Annotated in this window: 10 protein-coding genes; 1 reads left to right on the top strand and 9 read right to left on the bottom strand. The window is 32.4% G+C overall.

Annotated features, from left to right (window positions below):
* Positions 1–433: 433 nt before the first annotated feature.
* The 9 genes from ACIQ4I_RS19700 to ACIQ4I_RS19660 form a co-directional block, all read right to left on the bottom strand.
* Positions 434–3,637 carry a hypothetical protein gene (locus tag ACIQ4I_RS19700; protein ID WP_403099248.1) on the bottom strand — a complete coding sequence of 1,068 codons (3,204 nt, stop codon included), beginning with the start codon at positions 3,635–3,637 and terminating at the stop codon, positions 434–436.
* Positions 3,634–5,061: a glycosyltransferase family 2 protein gene (locus ACIQ4I_RS19695; protein ID WP_403099246.1), complete on the bottom strand. Its 1,428-nt coding sequence runs from the start codon at positions 5,059–5,061 to the stop codon at positions 3,634–3,636. The genes ACIQ4I_RS19700 and ACIQ4I_RS19695 overlap by 4 nt, the downstream gene beginning before the upstream one ends.
* A 2-nt stretch (positions 5,062–5,063) precedes the next feature.
* Positions 5,064–6,095: a HEAT repeat domain-containing protein gene (locus tag ACIQ4I_RS19690; RefSeq protein WP_403099243.1), complete on the bottom strand. Its 1,032-nt coding sequence runs from the start codon at positions 6,093–6,095 to the stop codon at positions 5,064–5,066.
* Positions 6,095–7,006, bottom strand: a complete 912-nt coding sequence (locus ACIQ4I_RS19685; protein WP_403099240.1) for a response regulator — start codon at positions 7,004–7,006, stop codon at positions 6,095–6,097. The genes ACIQ4I_RS19690 and ACIQ4I_RS19685 overlap by 1 nt, the downstream gene beginning before the upstream one ends.
* Positions 7,007–7,377: 371 nt before the next feature.
* Positions 7,378–8,502: a DUF5050 domain-containing protein gene (locus tag ACIQ4I_RS19680; protein ID WP_403099237.1), complete on the bottom strand. Its 1,125-nt coding sequence runs from the start codon at positions 8,500–8,502 to the stop codon at positions 7,378–7,380.
* A gap of 346 nt (positions 8,503–8,848) precedes the next feature.
* Complete coding sequence (locus ACIQ4I_RS19675) at positions 8,849–13,783, bottom strand: collagen binding domain-containing protein (protein WP_403099235.1); 4,935 nt, start codon at positions 13,781–13,783, stop codon at positions 8,849–8,851.
* Positions 13,784–14,190: 407 nt separating this feature from the next.
* Positions 14,191–15,309 carry a response regulator gene (locus ACIQ4I_RS19670; RefSeq protein WP_403099233.1) on the bottom strand — a complete coding sequence of 373 codons (1,119 nt, stop codon included), beginning with the start codon at positions 15,307–15,309 and terminating at the stop codon, positions 14,191–14,193.
* Positions 15,290–18,373, bottom strand: coding sequence for an ATP-binding protein (locus ACIQ4I_RS19665; protein WP_403099230.1), 3,084 nt, complete (start codon positions 18,371–18,373; stop codon positions 15,290–15,292). Before ACIQ4I_RS19665 ends, ACIQ4I_RS19670 begins: the two co-directional genes overlap by 20 nt.
* Positions 18,374–18,538: 165 nt before the next feature.
* Positions 18,539–19,735, bottom strand: coding sequence for an MFS transporter (locus ACIQ4I_RS19660; RefSeq protein WP_403099227.1), 1,197 nt, complete (start codon positions 19,733–19,735; stop codon positions 18,539–18,541).
* Between the two features lie 585 nt (positions 19,736–20,320).
* On the opposite strand from ACIQ4I_RS19660, the gene ACIQ4I_RS19655 reads away from it, so the two are divergent.
* The gene (locus tag ACIQ4I_RS19655; RefSeq protein WP_403099225.1) at positions 20,321–21,805 is read left to right on the top strand and encodes a catalase; all 1,485 of its coding nucleotides are present in this window, start codon (positions 20,321–20,323) and stop codon (positions 21,803–21,805) included.
* The last annotated feature ends 249 nt before the right edge of the window (positions 21,806–22,054 follow it).

The following is a 22,054-nucleotide window of genomic DNA, read 5'->3' as shown; positions in this document are numbered from 1 at the left end:
ATGTCCGGAGTATAAACTCCAGACATTAACATCTTCTATTTTAAAATAAACATATGATTTTTATATTTAAATTTTGAGCAAAACTAATCTCTTGTCGAAAATCCCAGCTATTATCTATGTACTTGTTATCAAGCATAAACAGTCACTCCCATTAAAAGTCCTCTAACCTCTAAAATACTTTTACATTAATATCAATTCACCCAATTATTTTCTATTCAAAACGAAACAATTCATATAATTTATTTCCAATATATCAATTAATAAGATGGAATAAATATCCTCTGTTATCTATATTCATAGTTATATTAACCTATATTAAATAAACAAATTCCGAACAAACGTTCAATATATTTATCATAGATTAGCAGAATACCAAAAAGAGACCCTAATTAAAAAAATATTTAGGGCCTCTTTTAACATTAACTTATTATTCCTAGTCTCCAATAGAAGTGAATTTTTTTTGCAAGATATAATAGGATTCTTTTAAACGATAGGTAGACGTTGGTAGATCCCAATTATCCCAGCTATATTGTTTAAATGCAGGGATCGTCTTTTTTTCTGCTTTCGGGAATGAATCTAACAATTCCCCTTGCTTATTTACATAAGCAACTCCCACCTGAATTCCATTCACTTTTTCGCTTGCAGAAAAGTTTAGTTCGCTTATGTTCCCCATAATTTCCTTCGTACTAGGGTCTTTAAAATTCAACAAAAGCCAAGGAATACGTAACTCTATGGTATTTTCCTTTTCATTTATATTAAAATCAGCTAATGAGTTATAGTCCTTACTAGCAGGATTTCCATTCCCTTCTTTCAACTTACCCGTTTCATAGTATGAAAAAGGAATAACCTTTTTAGTCGTAGGAATTGTAAAACTATCATTTAATACGTAACGAACAGGAGAAAATAAACCTGTATTTCCTTTGCTATAATAATCGAATCCTGCTCTATAGCCCCTATAAAGAGCTGCAAATAAATCATATTGACGATCCACTAAGACATGTGCATCATTTTTACTTTTAATTGGTACAATGAAATCAAGTCCGTTTTTTGTATGAACCATTGGCATCTGCTTAATGGAGGTATTCCCTTTTCCTTGTAACGTATCTAGTAGTAATACAGGATAACCTTGTTTTAAGTCATTCATTTTTATCTTGTAATATAAATAACATTCATCATGGTCGACCATTAAAGATTGTAATTCTCCTTCGCCGCCTTTATAGAGTTCTTTAGCTTCGGACCAATCATCATACTTTCCATCCACTTTTATCTTTAATCGATCAAAACTTAATAGACCAAATTGCTGCTCGTTCGTTTGAGCATTCGACCAATAAGGACGACGATTTGGATCATCATAATCCATCGTATTCCAAGTTCTTTTAAACCACTCATCCTGCCATGTAAAGGCAAGTCCTCCTAAAAGCCCCTCATGTTCAATATCTTCATACAAATGCACTAAGATATCACCTTGTTCCTTTTCAGATAAATGACCTTGATTCCAACCGTAGATATTTGTATGGGTCATTCCTCTAGAAGATGGTACACCAAATTCAGCAACTAAAATGGGTAGTTTATGTGCCTTATGCAAATCATGTAAATATCCAGCATAGTTATTTTTCTTCCCTCTAAAATCAACAAAATTTTTATAATCATAGTTCATTGATTCCGGGTAATAAGGATAGATATGATAACTCGCAAATTCCTTGGTCAATGTATAGGGACCTTTTAAATGAATAACATTCGGATTAACAGAAACTAAATCTTCCTCTTCACTTGGTTCAGTAGGATGTTTTAATAAGTCTGTCGTCACCCAGTTCGTGAAGCTTAGTGGACGTATCCAATTATAATTTTCTAATTCATATGTTGCCGTATAATCCATTTGTGTAGCTAACCAGTTTTCAAACGGAGATGCATTTTTTGCCTCGACATATTTCCCCTTATAGTCGTGCATTGTTTTATTCAATTTATTTGTTGATTGAACCATCTCAGGATCCCATTCAATCCCAAGTATCCATCCAATAACGTATTTAGAAATATCCGCATTATATGCACCTGAAGCATGTCCAGCTTTTGGTAAAATCAATGCATTCCCATGAATAATATCTATCGTCTTCTTTATTTCATTTTGAAAATTAATTGTTCCTACTTTATCAAAGGCATTGCCCTTACTAACCAGTCTTTCCTCGTCAATCCATACACCATGTAGAACATATATAGGTTTTTTATGATTTTCATTGTATTTTTTTAATGCATTATAAAATCCAGGTGGGTGGATTGTATAAACTCGGATTGTATTGGCTCCTAGTTTACCTATGTCTTTAAACCACTGATAATACTCATCTTCTGTAATAGCTGTTTCTCCTGGAAAATAACCAGGTTTTGCAATACCAACATTTACTCCTTTGATCTTCATACTTTGCCATTTATCGTCTATTTTAACTTCCATTTTGTCGTCAGATATTTTAGCTGTGTAGTGAACATCATTATTATTTTCAGTTTTCTTCTTGCTTATATGTTCTTTATCATCGTTTTTATCGTCATAAGCCTGTTTTAAAATTTCTTTCATCATGGGAACATATGCATCAAAATAAAATGCTGAATCTGAAAATCTATTAGCGTATTTATTAATAGTAAGGATGCCTTTCATTTTGTAAAAGTTTGGCGCAGTTGAAATATCATTAAAATCTCCTGCTAAATAGTAGGTTGTTGCATTCTTAATTTGTGTTTTATTTACTGCTACAAAGGATGTTGGAATATTATTATCTGTTAATTTCTCTTGCCCTTTTTTGGTTAAATTCCAATCATAATTAGCCAATACATTTCTTTTATCTTCTGATGTCACAATATCAAACCAATAATTATATTTGACGCTTTTTTCAATATTGAACTCTTTCTTACCCTGTTCAGTGAAATTTAGCCAAATCCCCTTGTTGTCTATATCTTCTCCCGTTTTTAATACAACGATTTCATTTTCTTTCTCATTAATTAATATAAAGCCCTTACCTTTATATCCCCAATTACTACCGTATTTATCAACTATCCATTTAGGAATTTCATTGTTTTTACGATAATCCAATTCATCAAAATATCGCCCCATCCATCCAGATGACTGAATACCTAAAACACTGCTCATATGATTTCTTACTGTTTCATCTGTTGGGGATGCTAATGTATTAAATTCGGCTACTAACGTACTTTTTTTGTCCTCACTTAATCGATTAACGATCGCTTTCCATTCATTCATTTTCAGTCCGCCGTATACTAGATTAGATCGCTCTCCTTCTCGATTTTTATTTATCCAAGGAAAATCATCTTGATACACTCCATATGTATCGGCAATGTAAATGACATCATCATTTTTATATGAATCTGGTAAATCTTTTATAGAATACGTTTTTTTACTGGTATTCGGTTTAAATCCAAAATAATCATCCAGCTTATAGGAATCATTATTTGAATCTACATATTTTAAGGTTTTTAATAACCAATTCAATCCTAAGTGTTCTCTATAGGATTCATCGGGCACTGTTTTATCGATTATCGCTATTTGTAACTTCTTCTCATCTTCTAGTTGCCAAAGGATAAATGATAAAGAAATGACCAGGATTACGAAGACAAAAATCCCTATAATCTTTTTCATTCTACTTTCCCTACTTTCCTATCTAGACCTTTTCTAGTCATATCCCCCCAACTACTTTTGCGCGTAAGATAATTCATAAGTCCTTCTAATCTAAATAATAAAGTTAAAGGCTTGTACCATAAAACTTCTGTAAAAGAGAGAATTAATAGATTCAATAAGTCTTTTATTTTAGGATAGCTTTTCATCGTCCAACCTTCTAATATAATTGATAGCATAGAAAATAACGTTCCATACAAAATAAACAACAGTAACAATAAAACAGCAAATTCAAAATAGACTTTTCCGGTAAAGAATGCGTAAATAACGTAGATATACCCTCCTAGCTCAACAATCGGGCCAACACATTCAATAATAAGATAATAAGGAAAAGCAATCATTCCAATGCGTCCGTATTTAGGATTCAACATCATCTGGCGATTTTTCCATAAACTTTCCATCAACCCTTGATGCCAACGACTTCTTTGTTTTCGAAGTGTTTGAACAGTTTCAGGCGCTTCTGTCCAACATACCGGATCTGGTACAAAAACAATTTTTTTCTTTTCCTTTTTTTCTCTCGTTAATCGATGAAGTCTTACTACGAGTTCCATATCCTCACCAATTGTATTTCTTAGATATCCTCCAGCATCAATCACATATTTTTTAGAAAACACACTAAAAGCGCCTGAAATAATCAACACCATATTTGACTTACTAAAAGCAATTCGCCCCATTAAAAATGCACGGAAGTATTCAATAACCTGCATTACAACAAGTGGTTTTTTTGAAAAACCAACACTCATAATTGAACCCATTTGAATATCCGATCCATTTGCAATCTTTACACTCCCACCAGTTGCAATGACATCATCTGATTGAATAATAGGTTCCATTACTCGTAATAACGAATTAGTATCTAGAATACAATCACCATCAATTGAACAAAAATAAGGATACTTAGACACATTAATTCCACAATTCAATGCATCTGCTTTTCCACCATTTTCTTTATCTACTAACACGATTTTTTTATTAATTGTGGATTGGTAAATAGCTCTAATTGGATTGGTGGTAATTTGTTTACATACAACTTTTTCAATTTTTTTCATTTTGAAATTTTTGATTAAGACATCGAGTGTTTTATCTTTTGATCCGTCATTAATAATGATAATTTCATACTCTGGATAATTGATACATAATAATGATTGAACCGTATCCAAAATATTCTGTTGTTCATTATATGCTGGAACTAATATGGAAACTGGCTTCGAAAATTGAATATCATTTAATTCTTCATATAAATTTACCTTATCTAATTGATGATCTTTCCATAATGTATATAAAGAAAAGAGCAGCATAATAGTATAAGTGAACACGATGATTAATACATAAAATAATATTAAATATACAAATGGATGAATTAGCATCTGTTTTAGTAAATAGTCCATATTTACGCTCCTAACGACTCTAAAATAATATCTCTAGCGTATAGATCATCTGTTTGTTCATAAAGTAATTTCAATACTTTTTCACCATTCTTTTGATCTGTAATCATTTGTACAGTATGATACCTTACCCACCATGAAGGATCCGTTACCAAAACTTTGAGGTAATCTATAATCTCATCTAATGAAAAATATTTTAGTATTTTTGCAAATAACATTCTTTCTCTCCAATCGTCTGCATAGAAAAATGGTTCATATGTTTCAATTGGTTGAATAAAACCTATTTGCTCGATTGCCTTCATGGCATGTATCCGAATCTCAATATTCTCATCTTTAATCAATTCATGCAGGAAATCTGAATACTCTAACATACTTTTTGATGCAATTGTATCAATAACAGCAATTTGTTGGCTTTGTGTTAATGATGAAAAGTCTTGCATGATTTCTTTTATAGTATCCTCTTTTAATAAGGCTAATACTTTATATAATTCAATATTACTTATTCTATCAGTAGAGTTTTTTAATTGGCTCATTAAGTGTTCTGGCATGAAGAGGGCAATCACCTTATACATTTCAAAATACTCTTTTTGCGAAAATTTTCTGGAGCTATTTAAAAGTTCCAACACGCTTGGCGCTAAAGTTTGTATTTTAAAATCAAGTATTTTAAATATCGCGTTTAAACGTATCCCCCATCTTCTACTTTTGAGGTTTTTTTTATAATGCTCTGATAGGTTCTTTTCAACATATTGAGTTATACGATTCACGACATCTTGATCGTTTAATAAATGAATATATTTTGTAAGAATGATTTCGATTGCTTTGACTTGATATGGATTATGAATATTCTCGAGAGTTTCTATTGGACTACCTTCTATGAAATAGTAATAACACTGAGGTAAAAGTTCTGATACGTATTTCTGGACATTTTTTTCATCTTTATTTTGTAGCAAACGACTATAAATAAGATAAATAGAGCAACAAGCAACGATTACGACGGTACAAAAAACAACGATTGTCAAAAGTAATATTTCACTCATTATATTCGGATCCTTTTAATCATTTGTTTTAACTCCGCTCTTACGACACTTAAATTAAACGGTTTAATAATAAAACCATCTACTCCCGATTCATAAGCATAAATCAAATCTTCCGGGGCTTGCTGTTTCGCAATAATATAAATAATGTATTTTCTGTTATTTGGCATCGACCGTAATTCATGCAATAATTGCATTCCATTCTTTTTAGGTAAAGCGTAGTTCATTAATATTAAATGCATATGATCTGATTGATACCATGACGAATCGAGAAAACTTTGACCATCAAAAAAAGAACGTATATTTAATTCAAAATTTTCAACATCTATTTTTTTCATCATCTCACAAAAAATATTATTTGTGATTTGGTCATTCTCTATAATACTTACTTTTAAATCTGCAGGTTCTGGTGTTTGGTACTTTTCCACAACCTTAAAAGAAAATGATTCTTCCATTAAAGCTTCTTTTAAAGCCTGTATTCCATCTGTATAAATTTCTTCAAATGTAGCAAGTGTATTCTTAATTTCAACTATACTAGCACACCATTTTATTCCCTTTATTATAGAAAATTCTTCTCTTATCTTATTTAACCTTCTTAAATAATAAACACCCTCTAATTCCTCTGCGTTTGGTAACAAGACGATCCAGCCATTAAAATCCGGTAGTTTTGTCAATATATCTGATTCTCTTAATGTTTCGGAAAGAAATTGATTCATATAATCATACTCGAGTTTATAATCAGTACCATTCGAATTATTTTTTTGAGGGATATTTTGAATATTGATAAATATTAAGGTTACTGGACTTTTTGTACGCTTATTATTACTAGAAATAAAATTAAAAAATGTAAAAAAATCTTGAAACTGAACTAAATTCGACTTTTGTACAGTTGACAGATTTATGGTATTTTCCATTTTTCTATTTCCCTTCTTTCAATCTTTAATAGAATGCATAGGTATGTTCATATTAATGTATTTATCTAAACAAATTCTGAAAATATTCGATTCGTGTCACAATTTTAGGGATATATAAGTTAATAGATTTCGCTCTACATAAGCACATTTTGGAAGTGTAATTAGCTAAATTTATTCATTTCATACTTGCAGTTACTTTGCTAGAATACAGAACTTGTAATTATTACGCCTACTCATATGAAAGAAACTAACAATTACCTAATATTACTTCGTCTCTTTATATTATTTATCCAAGGTCTTTATAATAAGCGCCACATAAGAAGAAAAGCAAACTCTTTTAGAGTTTGCTTTTCTTTTTAGCGTTATTTTTTCTAAAGCTCTATGCGGCCTATTTTCCCTGAGCTTTTCACCGTATAATACAGTACATTACTCTGAGTATATAAATTTATAACATGAAAATTTTTCACTTTCATTTTTTCTTTACCAGTAAGCTTCACTTTGTATAAATTACCGCCATCTGAATAATTACTGTAATAGATCCACTGACCAGATATAGCAAGATATGGAGCTACATTATTAACTACTTTTGATATTTTTTCGCTGCTTTTATTCATTTTATAAAGAATATCATTTTGTGCGTTTGAGTAATAGTAGAAGCCGTTTCTTTCAATCATGTTGTTCATATTATGAAAATAATTGTAGTTTTCGCTAGTAGCAGTAGGATAATTACTTTCCACCCAATAGTGGTCTTTTTCCAATTGTTTGTTCGTCAATAGAAAATAATTATAGTTTACTACTCCTTTTTTATTTGGCGCAGGATCATCCCACGTAGTATCTACGTGGTAATGTTTTCCGTTTATTTTTACTAGGTTCCATGAATGATTTCCACCATTTGCCGTTCCCGTTACATAAATAGATTGTATACCTGCCTTTTTCAGCAGTAGCTGCATTGATTTTGAATACCCATCACAGACCGCTTTTTTATTTATTAAAGCACCATAAACTTGATAAGAATCATCTGAGACTGTATTGTTTAGATAATTTTTATTATCATATTCTACATTTAAAACTAGATAATCATGGATGGCCTTTACCTTTTCAAGATCATTCATTTTCTTTTTTATAGTTGTATTCATGACCTTTTTTACTGCATTATCAATTTTATTTTTCTTTTGAATAATGTTCTTTTTGCTATCATTGTATTTAAATATAATTGTTCCGTCCGAAATAACCGTCACACCATTATAATAAAAAATCTCTGGGTTTTCTTCGACAACTTGATTTACAATATCCCCGACATCTCTATAACTAATATTTTCAGGATTAAAATTAGCACTGCTATCTATATTTAAGATGCTTTTTAGTGCAATATTATAAACAGTTTGTTGTTCTTTACTTAGCGTATGTACGGAATCTTTCTCCATTGCAAATCCTTGCATTGGAGCGATACTAATTATTAATATGATGGATAAAATAACTTCTATTAATTTCCTCATCTGTATCATTCCTATCACTTATTTTTCTTTCATTATAATAGAAATGACACAAAACTAAAACGTTACGTTAGTCTTATGGACTATTTAAACTCCATAAATACCAACAGTAAAATTACCTAAAAATATAAATAATTAGCGGAAATAGATTGTTTTTATAGGCATGAAAACCTAATTGCGTCATTAGATTAATAGTTTTATATAACAATACGGATGATATTCCATCATTTTTGCTACAGATAGACCCTTCACTCACAAAGGATGCATAAGAAATCCACTATCATATATCAAAACCAATAAAAAAAAGCTATTCAGTAGATTAAATTCTGCTGAATAGCTCTTCTATAATTTACGCTTTTTTATTTCTCTTATTAAATACGATCCATAAACCTAACAACATGATTAGCATCCCTGCAAATATCGATCCCCATAAAGAGTCTATACCAGTTTGGGGTAGAAATTCACCTTTGTTAGAAGACGTTGGTTTTCTCAATTCTTCCGTCTCTTTCACATCTTTAGGTTTGTCTGGCTTTGTATTACCCGAAGAATTAGGTTGATTTTCTTTATCTTTTTTACTAGAATGATTTAGCTTGTGATTGTTGTTATCTTCTTGGCTATTTGGATTATTTGGATCTTTAGAGTTATTCGGTTCACTTGGCTTACTTGGCTTTCCTGGTTTGCTTGGTTTCCCTGGCTTACCTGGCTCTCCTGGTTTGCCTGGTTCTCCCGGCTTACCTGGCTCTCCTGGTTTGCCTGGTTCTCCCGGTTTACCTGGTTCTCCTGGCTTGCCTGGTTCTCCCGGTTTACCTGGTTCTCCTGGCTTGCCTGGTTCTCCCGGTTTACCTGGCTCTCCTGGCTTGCCTGGTTCTCCCGGTTTACCTGGCTCTCCTGGCTTGCCTGGTTCTCCTGGCTTGCCTGGTTCTCCTGGCTTGCCTGGTTCTCCTGGCTTGCCTGGTTCTCCTGGCTTGCCTGGTTCTCCCGGTTTACCTGGTTCACTTGGATCTGGGATATAAGGTATACGTACATTAGACTTTGATAAATCTATAATATTAATCTGTTCTCTATCAATAGTAAATTCAACTGGTTTATTATCTAAATAATATCCTGTTGGTGCTTTTATTTCTATTAGTTGATAATTACCTTCTTCCAGGTTTTCTACATAGATTTCTCCGTTATCGTCTGTTACTAGTTGTTCTTTCCCAACAACAACTTCATATCCATCTGTGCCCGGTTTTTGATACATTAATTTAAATTCGGCACCTTTTAATCCAAGCTTTGTATTATTAGCATCTACTTTTTTCAGTTTAAATGCATGAATAATTTTATTATTTTTAATCTGTTCTTCTTTGTTTTCTTGATCTAAATCCACTGATAGATTGCCATCTTCTTTATCGATCGCATATCCTTTTGGTGCTTTTACTTCTTTTAAGGTGTATTGATCATAAGGTAAATCTGTAAAAGTAATTTCGCCATTATTATCAGTTTCTTTAGTAGCAATCAAAGTATTTTGACTATCATAAAGCTCAAATTTTGCCCCTTTTAAAACTTGTGATGGATCTTTTCCATCGACTTTAACAATAGAAAGATTACCTTTGCCTCTTTCATTTGTCTTTTTAACTTCTTTTGTTGCTATTTGGTCCTTTTCAATCGTAAATGAAACTGGTTTTTGATCTAATAAATAATGTTCAGGAGCTTTTGTTTCAACAAATTGATAGTCACCTGGATCAAGATTATTAACAAGGATTTTACCATTTTTATCCGTTATAAATTTTGCATTTCCTTCAACTACTTTATAGTTGCCTGCTGTATCTTTTTTCTGTAATTCAAATTCGGCACCTTTTAATGCCTTTTTATCATTGTTTGAATCTACTTTTGTAAGCTCTACAGCTCGTATGATTTTTGAATTTTTAACAGGTTCTAAGACGATATCACCATCGATCTCTACTTTTTGCTTTTTAATATCTATTGCATAGCCATCTGGAGCAAGTAGTTCTTTTAATAAATAGTTTCCAAAAAGAAGTTTATCGAATCTTGCAATACCCTCTTTATCAGTGGTTACTGTTTTAATCACAGTTTTAGTTTCCTCATCAATTAATGAGAATACAGCACCTGGTAAGAATTTTTTCGAATCGTCTGCTGCCACCTTTTTAAATGTAAGGCTACCTACTTTACCTTCACCTGTTCCCATTCCTGTTGTTTGTTTCACGGTAACAGTAGAAGAGGATTGCGTATTCTCTTTCGTTATTTCATCACCTGTTAGTTTGATGTCATTATTAATTTTTGCACCTACTTTATCTAGTATAAGTGATTGATATTCTAGTATATATGGTACATCAATGGCGCTTGTAAAGTTAATTTCAAACGATTCTTTATCAACCGTCATCGTAATTGTGTAGTCTTTGCCCTCTTTTAGCTCTTTTCCCTTGGTAACATTTCCATTTTCATCAACAATCGTGTCAAATAAGCGGAAAGAATCCTTTAAAATGGATTGGTTTTCGCTTGGGGTATCCTTTAAAACAACATTAGAAATTGCGGATTGGCCAAAGTTAATATTCACACGCCAATTAATAAATTTACCTTTTTGCTCAGCTGATTTTGTTGTATATTCGCCACCGTGTTTTACAGATACAGCTGCTGAGAGATCCGTTACTTTTTCTTCATTATTATAAAGTGTAGCTGTGTTGTGATATTGATTTTTTATAAGTGAATCTTCTAAGTTCGTTTTATACGTAATTTGATATGGTTCATTTATTCCCTTTTGGAATATTACTTTAAAACCTGAATTCCCATCCTTATTTGGACCGATTTTTTCTACGGTATAATCTTCACCCTCAGTTAATGCCCCTTTTTCGACGCCATTATCTCCTCCAGTTAAAGACATTTTAGAAACAATTATTGAACTTAGATCAAGCTTTTGACCATCTAATATATAATCTTCTACCGAAGCTTTTGAAAGTGTTTTAAGATTATAGTTAACCCCAATATTCCACGTGATTTCTTTATTTACTGCATTGTATGAACCATTTTTAAAACCATTCGATTGTGTATAGTTATCCGGCTTGAATGTCGCAGTTGCTTCTTTTGATTTCTCATTATCTTTTTCGTCTTTCCATGAAAGAAGCGCTTTATTGTCTAGTGATTTTTTAGTTTGATCTTCACGCTCTTCGTAGTTAAATGTTGTTTGGTACTTAATTGTATATGGCGCATTAATTTCGTTTGTAAAATTAATTTCAAAACCATTATTATCTGATGTAACTTCATAATCTTTACCTAATTGAAGTGTTATTCCACCAGTTTCAATCACTAATGTATCTAGAAGGAAAGTTAGTCCTTTATTTGTAAAGATATCATTTAAAATGACGTTCTTCATTAGATGACTATCATTATTAAAAGTAACTTTCCAACTTGCAGTCTTATTTTTATAATCTGCACCAGTAAATGCTTTAGTAAGTATTTGTTGATTGATGTCTTGAGTACCAGTTGCCTTTGTATCATCACCATTTGTTACATCATTTGTGATTTTCTCTCCACCGTATACACGATCAATAGCTTTTGTTTGATAGACAACTTTATATGCTTTATTTATTTCATGGTCGAATTTTAGTTCAAATCCATTTTTTCCTTCTTGTGATTTTTTAGCTACTGTAAAACCAGATGTAACCGGAATTAAATTCCCTTCATTGCCATCATCCTTAATAGTAACTTCATATACCTTAACTGAATTATCTTCAAGCTCTTGTGAATCATTAAAGTAGTCTGTTAAGGTTGCTTTGTCTGCTGAGATAGTTTTTTCGTTGTAATTGTACTTAATTTCCCAATTAATGGTTTGCTTAGAACCATCGTAACCTGTTGATCTTTTGGATAATGATGTCCCACGGCCAACATTTACGGTTGCGCTTGCAGACTGATTAGTAAAATCATCACCAGATAGTGTGGCTGTATTAGCATATTGAGTTTTATCTTGATCCGTAATATTGGTTGTGTACACTACTCGATAGGCTGAATGAATATCTCCTAGATTTAGTTGGAAATCCTTACTTTCTGTTGTCTTTCCAATTTCCAATCCATTTACTTCTTCTCCTATTTTTACACTTCCATCAAGATGTGTAATTAATTTATACACTTTGATCGAACCCTCTTGTAATTCCTGACCATCTTGAATCGGATCACTTAGTACTGCATTTTTGATATCATTAAGATTTTTATTGAAATCAACTGTCCAATCGATTGTATTAGCATTGTATTTTTTATTAGGGGTACCGCTTTTATCTATTGTAGAACCATTCGAAATGTAGTTAATCGGAATATCTATTGATGCTTGCCATTCAATAGGAGTTACACTCACTTTTTTATCATCAGAAATTACTGTTTTCTCACTAAGTTTAGATAAAACTTGGAGTGTACCCTTGATATTAGAGTGAGATTCAATGAAGTTATTAAAAACTACCGTAACTTCTCCATCCAATGCTACTGAGAATTCCCCAATAGTTTGACCATCAAATTTAAGTGGCTCATCTTTCAACGTTTCGTAAACTTCTAATTCCTTTGGTAGATGAAATTTAAATGTAGCCCCATCTGTATAAGTATGACCATTCGGAAGGGCATACGTGTAATCTACAGCAATTGTTGATTCACGATCCACCTTCTCAATACTTTCACCTTTTGTATTTGTAAAGGTTAAATTTGAACTTATTAAAATACTTTCTTTGATATCAGTATTTGATGTTTTAATACTGTTAATTTCCTCAGCATTTTCATTTGCATCAGCTTGAGGTTGTTCTTCAACATTTTCTGCCGGTTGTTCTACTGATTTCTTTATGACTGGTTCTATTGGTTGTTCTGTTGTATTTGCTACTGATTCTGCTTGTTTTTCTTCAGCAGAAGTATCAGGAATTGGATCCGTAGTCTCTTTTTTTCCATCCATCTCAATCGTTCCTGTCCCATTAACTGTTTGATGCGCTGAAATAGATACTTTTATCTGATTACCTGATACGGTATATGAACCAATTGCTGCACCATTAATTTGTAAAGAATTTGTTTGTGTATTTTCAACTTTAATATTTTCAGGTAATTGAAAGTCGTATGTCGTTTCTGTTTCCTTATCACCAGCGGTAAAATTCCAATTATATGTTACTTTTACCGATGATTCGTCTATTGCATTTACTTTTGCTTCACCTAAAGTAAATGCTTGTTCGTTCGTATCCGTGGCATATGCAGCGAGTGGTGTTAAGAAATTATTTGCAAGTAATAGTATTAATGCAACTATAAAGCTAATCCTTTTCATAATGCTCTCCTTTTTATTATTGATAAAAACACTTAGTCTTCGGGCTTAAACTATTAATTCTTCCAGCCCCTCCTATTCTTCTATTATGATTGCTTTCTATATATCTGAACTAATAAGCTTGTAGAATTAGCTCAAGCTTGAAGTCTTTTAGTACATATTAACGGTGTAAACTAAACAAATTCTGAAATTTATATTTCGCTGTAAGTAAAAGTGCCTGTTGTATCATATATTTGTTATTCCATTCAGCTTGAATTAGCGTTTTTATAATTCTTAATACCCGAAAATGTCGTTTTATATATATTTTCAATAAATAAACCATTACTTAATTACCAATTATTTATTCTCTATCATTTTATTGCACACAAAAAAGCTTATGATTTCTATAAAGCTAGAAATCATAAGCCTTTTTAAAATTTATTAAAATAATTATTTTTCAACTCTACGATATTAGTTGGTATACTTACTCCTAATTCATCTTTTAAGCGATGTGTAATGACTTGGAATACTTCTTTCACTTTTCTTGTGTTGTTTAACTCACAATAATACTCCAATAATTGATACATAATCGTGTCATCGTATGGATTAAGAACGAACATTTTATCTAAGCATACCCCAACTAACTTTGTATAATCTTTTTCGTACTTTGGACTTACGACAAACTTTTGAAGATAGCATAGAACTTCTTGCTTTAATTCTTGCTGATGTTGAATCGACCAAATAAAATCATCATTTTCTAAGTAGTCTCCACTATACAGTTCAATTACTCTTTCAACTTTTTTTGAATCTAAACTATCAGATTGAATGATCTCCTGTAATTCAAGCACATCCGCCTCTAATTGAACTGATAATTTATAATGATCGTTTATTAGTGTTATAGGATTTTCTACACCAATTTCCTTTAATGTTTTTCTCAGCTGATAGATGGTCGTATGTAGTAAAGACACAGCTTTCTCCGCTTGCTTATCCGGCCAAAGTTCCTCAATAATAAGCGATTTGTGTATAGGGTTTTTGCCATTATGCCATAGAAATGCGAATAACTCCTTTACTTTTTTTGTACGCCATTTCACCTCATTATTTTGATAGTCAATTAACTGAAAGCTAACCATAAAGTAGCCACGCAATATACTTTTTGATTGATCAGCAAGCTGTTCTCTAGTCTGATACAAAACTAACTTTTCTTCTATCTTATTTATTGCCTTTTGCAATCTCATCATACTAACAGGCTTCAATAAATAATCAATCGCATTAACCTCGAATGCTTCTAAAGCGAATTGCGGATAGGCTGTTACAAAAAGCACCTCAATATCACTATGCTTCCCCATCACTTTCTCTGCAAATTCAAGACCATGCATACTAGGCATCTCCATATCAAGGAAAATGACATCGACTTGCACTTCATCCAGGTCTTTTAACGCTTCAATAGGATTGTTGTATTTCCCTACAATTTCAATGTTCGGTATTTTATGAAGCATGATTTCCATTACTTCTAAAGAAAGTTCCTCATCATCAATTAATAAGACTCTCATTATATCCTACCTCAGGTAATATTATTGTAATTCTCGTTCCTTTTCCTTCTGTGCTTTCCAATGAAAATGTTGCTTTTTTAATTAACTTTAATTTTCTAAATGGGTTAGAGAAACCAATTCTTGTTCCTCTTTCATTTAATAATTCTTCTTGTTTTTGAATCGGAATGCCCACTCCGTTATCTTCTACTACTATTTTTATTCCTTCCTCTACTTTCTTAATGACAACTTTAACAACCCCACCGTCTTGCTTCGAAACAATTCCATGATGTACTGCATTCTCTACTAGCGGTTGAATTGTCATAGAAGGTATTACAGCCTTAATATTCTCATCAATATCATATTCAATATGCAATCGATCACCAAATCGCATTTTTTCTATTGCTAAGTAGGCTTGTACTAATTCAATTTCATTTTCTAACGGGATAAGATTATTTTGACCTTTATAATCTAATTTAGCTCGGAAATAGATTGATAAACATTGCAGTGCTTCTCTAGTTTTTTCTTGATCTTTATAGCTCAATCCAATAATCGTATTAAATGTATTGTACAAGAAATGTGGAGTTATCTGAGTTGATAAGAAATTCAATTCATTTTTTATCGCTTCTTGTGAAGATTCCTTGATTAGTAACAATGAATCTATACGAACTTTCAATTCTTCCATATTCACAGGCTTTTGTAAAAAATCATTAGCCCCTCCTTTAAAGGATACGACCAAATCAGTTAGTTGTCCTGCAGCTGTTAAAATAATAATTGGCAATTCCGTTAAATCATAATCCTGTCGTACAATCTTACAAACTTCAAGGCCAGACATAGTGGGCATCATTAAATCTAATACTAATAAATCAATCGGTTCTTCTTTTATTATTTGAATAGCTTTTTCGCCATTATCAACAGCAATAACTGTATAATCCATAGAACGTATGCAATTAATCATTACTTTTAAATTTGTATGATCATCATCAACAACTAAAATGGTATATGATTTTTTCCCTTCTATTTGAAGAGGTAATTGCAAAAATTGCGATTGACGATTAAATCGCTCTATCACCTTTGTGTTGTTTGGTTCAATCGATGCTGCATATTCTTCCGTATTAACTTCTTTTAGTTGGTTACTATTCGCCAATGGAATAGTAAAGGTAAAAATAGAACCTTTCCCTACTTCAGATGTAACCCAAATTTGCCCACCAGATGCTTCTACTATTTGCTTTGTAATACTTAATCCTAGTCCAAGCCCTTCTGATTCTCGACCATGCACTTGATATAAGGATGCAAAAACTTTCTCAAGGTTTTCTTTTGTAATTCCTTCGCCTGTATCCTCAACAGATATTTGCATTTCTTCGCCTTTCACCTTAGCTGAAACAGTAATTTCTCCGTATTTAGTAAATTTAATGGCATTGTAGATTAGATTAAAAAATACTTGCTTCAATTTACTTTCATCTACGTAAACTGGCGGTAAATTAGCTGGAACTTTATTAATCAAATCTACATTATGTTCCGATGAAATTAAATAAGATAGTTCTTTGATAACTTCTTCCACTATATAGATATTAACTGGTGACGGAATTAGATGAATATCCTCGATCTTCATTTTATCGGCATATAATAAGTCCTCTACAACTCTTTCTAATCGACGCCCAACAGAGTGAATAGAAATAACCGCTTCTAATTGTTCTTTTTTTAATATACCATTATTTCCTTCTATTAAAAATTTTGAAATATTAATAATACCGTTCAAAGGCGTTCTTAATTCATGAGAACTCTTCATCAAAAATTCATTCTTCATCTCATCCATACGTATCAATTCTTTCGATAAACGATCTATCTCTATAAAAGCATGTTGATGTCGGAAACCTATTAATGAAGACATTCCAATAACCATGATTAAAAATAGAAGGAATGGTTCATTGTTAATATGCGTTTCAAACAAAAAGTGCAATCCTACTAATAATCCATAACACCCAAACGATGTCACGATAAATAAGAGATACTCAGAGCCTTCCACTTTTTTTACTAATACCTTTAGTAACACATAAAATATATAGCAATAACTAAAACCGATAATAATAACCATACCTATTTTCTCAACCATAACCGGCAAATGAAGCCACAGTATTGGACTTGGTATACCTTCAATTAGTTCTTGCACAATGATTAAGGAACATAAAACCTTCACAATCAGCTTATTTACATACGGTTTATAAAAGTCGTATATAAATAAAAGGAAAAATAGCAATGCTAAATGAAAAAATGACAATTGAAAAAACGCTCTATGTAAAGAAGGCATCTCAGGCGTTCCGATAAATAGCAACTGTTGATTTAACGAACTAATATAAAACCCCTGAAAAAGGCAAAATAAACTAAAGTACAATTCATACAAGTTTTTTCTTCTTTGGAGAAAAGTGACGAAATACATAATAAATAATAGAGAATAACCTGAAAAAAGTGCTGTATCAAACAAAATATCGATGGTTTTTGATGTGGTTATTTTCTCCTTTTCACCAAATTCAATTGATTTAACAATCCCTACCACAGGATAATCCGGAGATGCTACTTGCATAACGATTTCTATTTCATTGTTTTTACTTGTACTATATGCTACATACTTTTCGTCACTATACTGATATTCCCCCATATGTTTCGTTGGGTTCCCTGTTTCTCCGGATTCAACTCCATTTATAAATAATCTGCTAGCGTTTCGAATTGTATCGGTTTTAACTCCATATGATCCGTCTTTAGGCAACTTAATAAGCAAACGATACGTACCGATTTTATATTTCTTTTGATCATTCCAATTTCCTGGGACATGAATAGTTGTTAGCTTATGTTTATACTCATTGAAGGTGTGCGGATTATTATCCGGTGTGATTAAATCCCCCCCATAAAATTGCCACTCACCATCTAAATTCACGTTTCCATTTTTCTCAAAATCCCAATGACTTAAATCTAATACACCATTTTTAGCATCCGGGCCATTTGGCTCGAAAATATTAAAATAGTTAAAACTACTTATAATGGTGAAAAGAAAAATCATGATACAGCCAATAATAAATAACTTTCTTTTCATAGAGCACCTCTTTAAATGAACATCCAATGTAATTATTATTTGGTATTATAATACATAATTATCTAATTCTATTGTAAATGAAAAATCCTATAAACACCTTTTATTATTTTAGAAAAATTAGAAATAAAAAGATGCCCAAAGTAAAAACTTCAGACATCCATTCACCTATACAAATAGCCGTCTACTTTTCAAGATGATCATCATCCCTACAAACAATAATAACCCAGATCCTAAAAATACAATACGAACGCCAATCCAGTCTACCAAAACCCCAACTAGCAATGCCATGACGCCATACATACTTAAAGTTGCGGTACCCATTGATGCATAGACAGTTGGTAGTTCCTCTGTCGGAACAGATTTTTGAATAATTGTAGCCTGCGGAATATTCTTTAACTGTCCAAACATCCCCATCAATCCTGACATAACAAGTGCAACAATCGGTACACTTGTTAAACCGAAGAGTATTGTACTGACTGTAGTAATAATAGAACCCATTAAGATGAAGAGAAATTTTCGGTCATCCACTAATGTAGCATTTTTCATAACATATAAACTGCCAAGTAATAAACCTATAAAAAACGATCCATTGATAAAGCCCCACCACTTTTGACTGGTCTGTAATGCCTGTTCTACAAATACATAGAGTATCGAAGCAATCCAAACGGTACTGACCATTGTTTCTAGTACTTCTATACTTAGCTGCACTTTTAAAAGCGGTGTTTTCCGAATGATTTTCCAGCCTTGCGTTAAGCTCGCGCGCATACTTATTTTCTCTTGATTTTTTTGAATATTAACAGTTGTTAAACAACCAAACATTATAGAAGAAATAATAAATAAAATTGCGACGAGCAAGGCAAAAGCATTGGTACCCATCCAAATTAAAAGTAAACTTCCGAAAAGCCAAGATGCAATTTGGATCGTTTGTGAAACAGAGTCTACTATACTATTAGCCTTCACCAGTCGACTTTCTTCTACATAATGAGGTAGTAACGAATACATAATGGGATTTGCACAACCATCAAGTAATGCAATACCTGCTATTACTATGAAAATAGAAAAGAAATTTTCTTCATTAATGAAAAAAACGATAAACAGGCTTAAGAACAACAGCAGGATTGTTTTCCCAATCTGTGAACTAACTAATAATGATTTTAATGACCATTTTCTCATAGCAAGTGGAGATAAAATACTCGATATAAACATAGACATAGTAATAGTAAATGGCACAAATGCACTTGCCGTTGCAGATCCGGTTATCTTATATAGCGTGCTAATAATACAAATGATATAAAAGGAGTCGCCTAAATTAGCAATCGACTGACCAATTAATAACAAATAGAAATTACGATTAAAACGCATATTAATCCCCCTATTAAATACAATTTATCTTCTGCTATAGAGGCATTTTAAATTGGACAATTCATTTGTTGTCTACTCTCCTTTTTGTAGTTAACTTACTAAACTTCTATAGGGGGCATAAAAGCTTTTTTTGTTAACCTATTTCCCTTTTCATAAATTTATTATTTTTCCATAAATATGTCAATTCATTGTAAAGATGGCACAAATCCATCTCGTTCTACACAGTTGATACCATTTTCAATTATGCTCATTCTTATAGATAAATTGATAATAATAATTATTATAATATGCAATTATTCATTTTATTTTTCACATTAATGAGAAAATAAAATCATCCGGCATAACCAATACTTTCTTTATTTTTTAATAATTAAAGCGTCATGAATCTGTCACATTCATAAATGTTGATTTTTTCTGCTGCAAAAAGACTTTATTGATAATACGTTAATTGTTTACCATTTTATATTTCTTTTTTTAAGATAAAAATTACTAAAATAGAATGATTATAATTTACTTTCAATTTCTAATCTGTTATAGTTGTTTTCGAAGAGGTAATTCTATTTTTTTTATAGGAGGAATTAATTCATGACAAATGACAACAACAAAAAGTTAACTACTGCCGCTGGTGCTCCTGTCGTAAGTAACACAAACTCTATGACTGCTGGTAAACGTGGTCCGGTTTTACTACAAGATGTTTGGTTGATTGAAAAGCTAGCAAACTTCAACCGTGAAGTAATTCCAGAACGTCGTATGCACGCAAAAGGTTCAGGTGCATTCGGTACTTTCACCGTAACTCATGACATTACTAAATATACAAAAGCAGCAATCTTCTCAAAAGTTGGTAAGAAAACAGAAATGTTCGCTCGTTTCTCTACTGTAGCTGGTGAACGTGGTGCTGCTGATGCCGAACGTGATATCCGCGGTTTTGCATTAAAATTCTACACAGAACAAGGTAACTGGGATTTAGTTGGGAACAACACGCCCGTATTCTTCTTCCGTGATGCAATGCATTTCCCTGACTTAAACCACGCTGTTAAACGTGACCCACGTACGAATATGCGTTCCGCTAATAACAACTGGGACTTCTGGACAAATCTTCCCGAAGCATTACACCAAATAACTTATGTCATGGGCGATCGTGGTATCCCAACTGACTATCGTCATATGCACGGTTTTGGTTCTCACACTTATTCAATGATTAATGCTGATAACGAACGCGTTTATGTGAAATTCCACTTCTCAACTCAACAAGGTATCCAAAACCTTTCTGATGAAGAAGCAGAAAGAGTTGTAGCAAAAGATCGTGAATCTTCACAACGTGACCTTTACGAATCAATTGAAAAAGGCGATTTCCCTAAATGGACTATGTCAATCCAAGTGATGACTGACGAACAAGCCAAAAATCTTCCATACAATCCATTTGATTTAACTAAAGTTTGGTATAAAAAAGACTTCCCACTAATTCCAGTTGGTGAATTCGAATTAAACCGTAACCCAGCTAACTACTTCGCTGAAGTTGAACAAGCAGCATTTGCTCCTTCAAACGTAGTTCCTGGTATTAGCTTCTCTCCAGACCGTATGTTACAAGCTCGCTTATTCGCATACGCTGATGCTGAACGTTATCGTTTAGGTGTAAACCATAACTTAATTCCAGTAAACGCTCCAAAATGTCCAGTACACAACTTCCATCGCGATGGTGCAATGCGTACAGACGGCAATTTAGGTAGCACATTACACTACGAGCCAAATAGCTATGGTGAATGGAAAGAACAACCTGAGTACAAAAATCCAAGCGAAGAAGCAGGTCCAGCAGATATTCATGACTTCCGAGAAGATGATGATAATTACTTTGAACAACCAGGTAAATTATTCAACATCATGAGCGAAGATGAACAACAACGTCTTTTTGAAAACACAGCTCGTAACATGGAAGGCGTTGAATACTTCATCAAAGAACGTCATATCATCCACTGCTACAAAGCAGATCCCAAATATGGTAAAGGCGTTGCAAAAGCAATGGGTATCGAGATCAACAAGATCGATGTACTGAAAGAAGTTCAATACCACTAATATTCTCAATTAAACATAATTCGACAAAATATCCACAAAAGACTGTAGACAAACTCTTTAAGATTAAGTTTGTTTACAGTCTTTTTTTGGCTCTATTAAATTTGATTATAGTTTTTTTAAAGATTATTTTACTTTATTGATTTAGACAAAGACGCCTTGTATAAAGCGCGAGAACGAACCGCATGAGACGACGCAGTTGGCTCATGCGGTTTTTGCGCTTAGCGGGGGGCTTAGCAGAAAAAATATTAG

It is taken from the genome of Rummeliibacillus sp. NPDC094406 (genome assembly GCF_044763875.1).
GTDB lineage: Bacteria > Bacillota > Bacilli > Bacillales_A > Planococcaceae > Rummeliibacillus.
The sequence above is the reverse complement of the archived record's forward strand: the minus strand, read 5'-3'. Positions and strand labels throughout refer to the sequence as shown.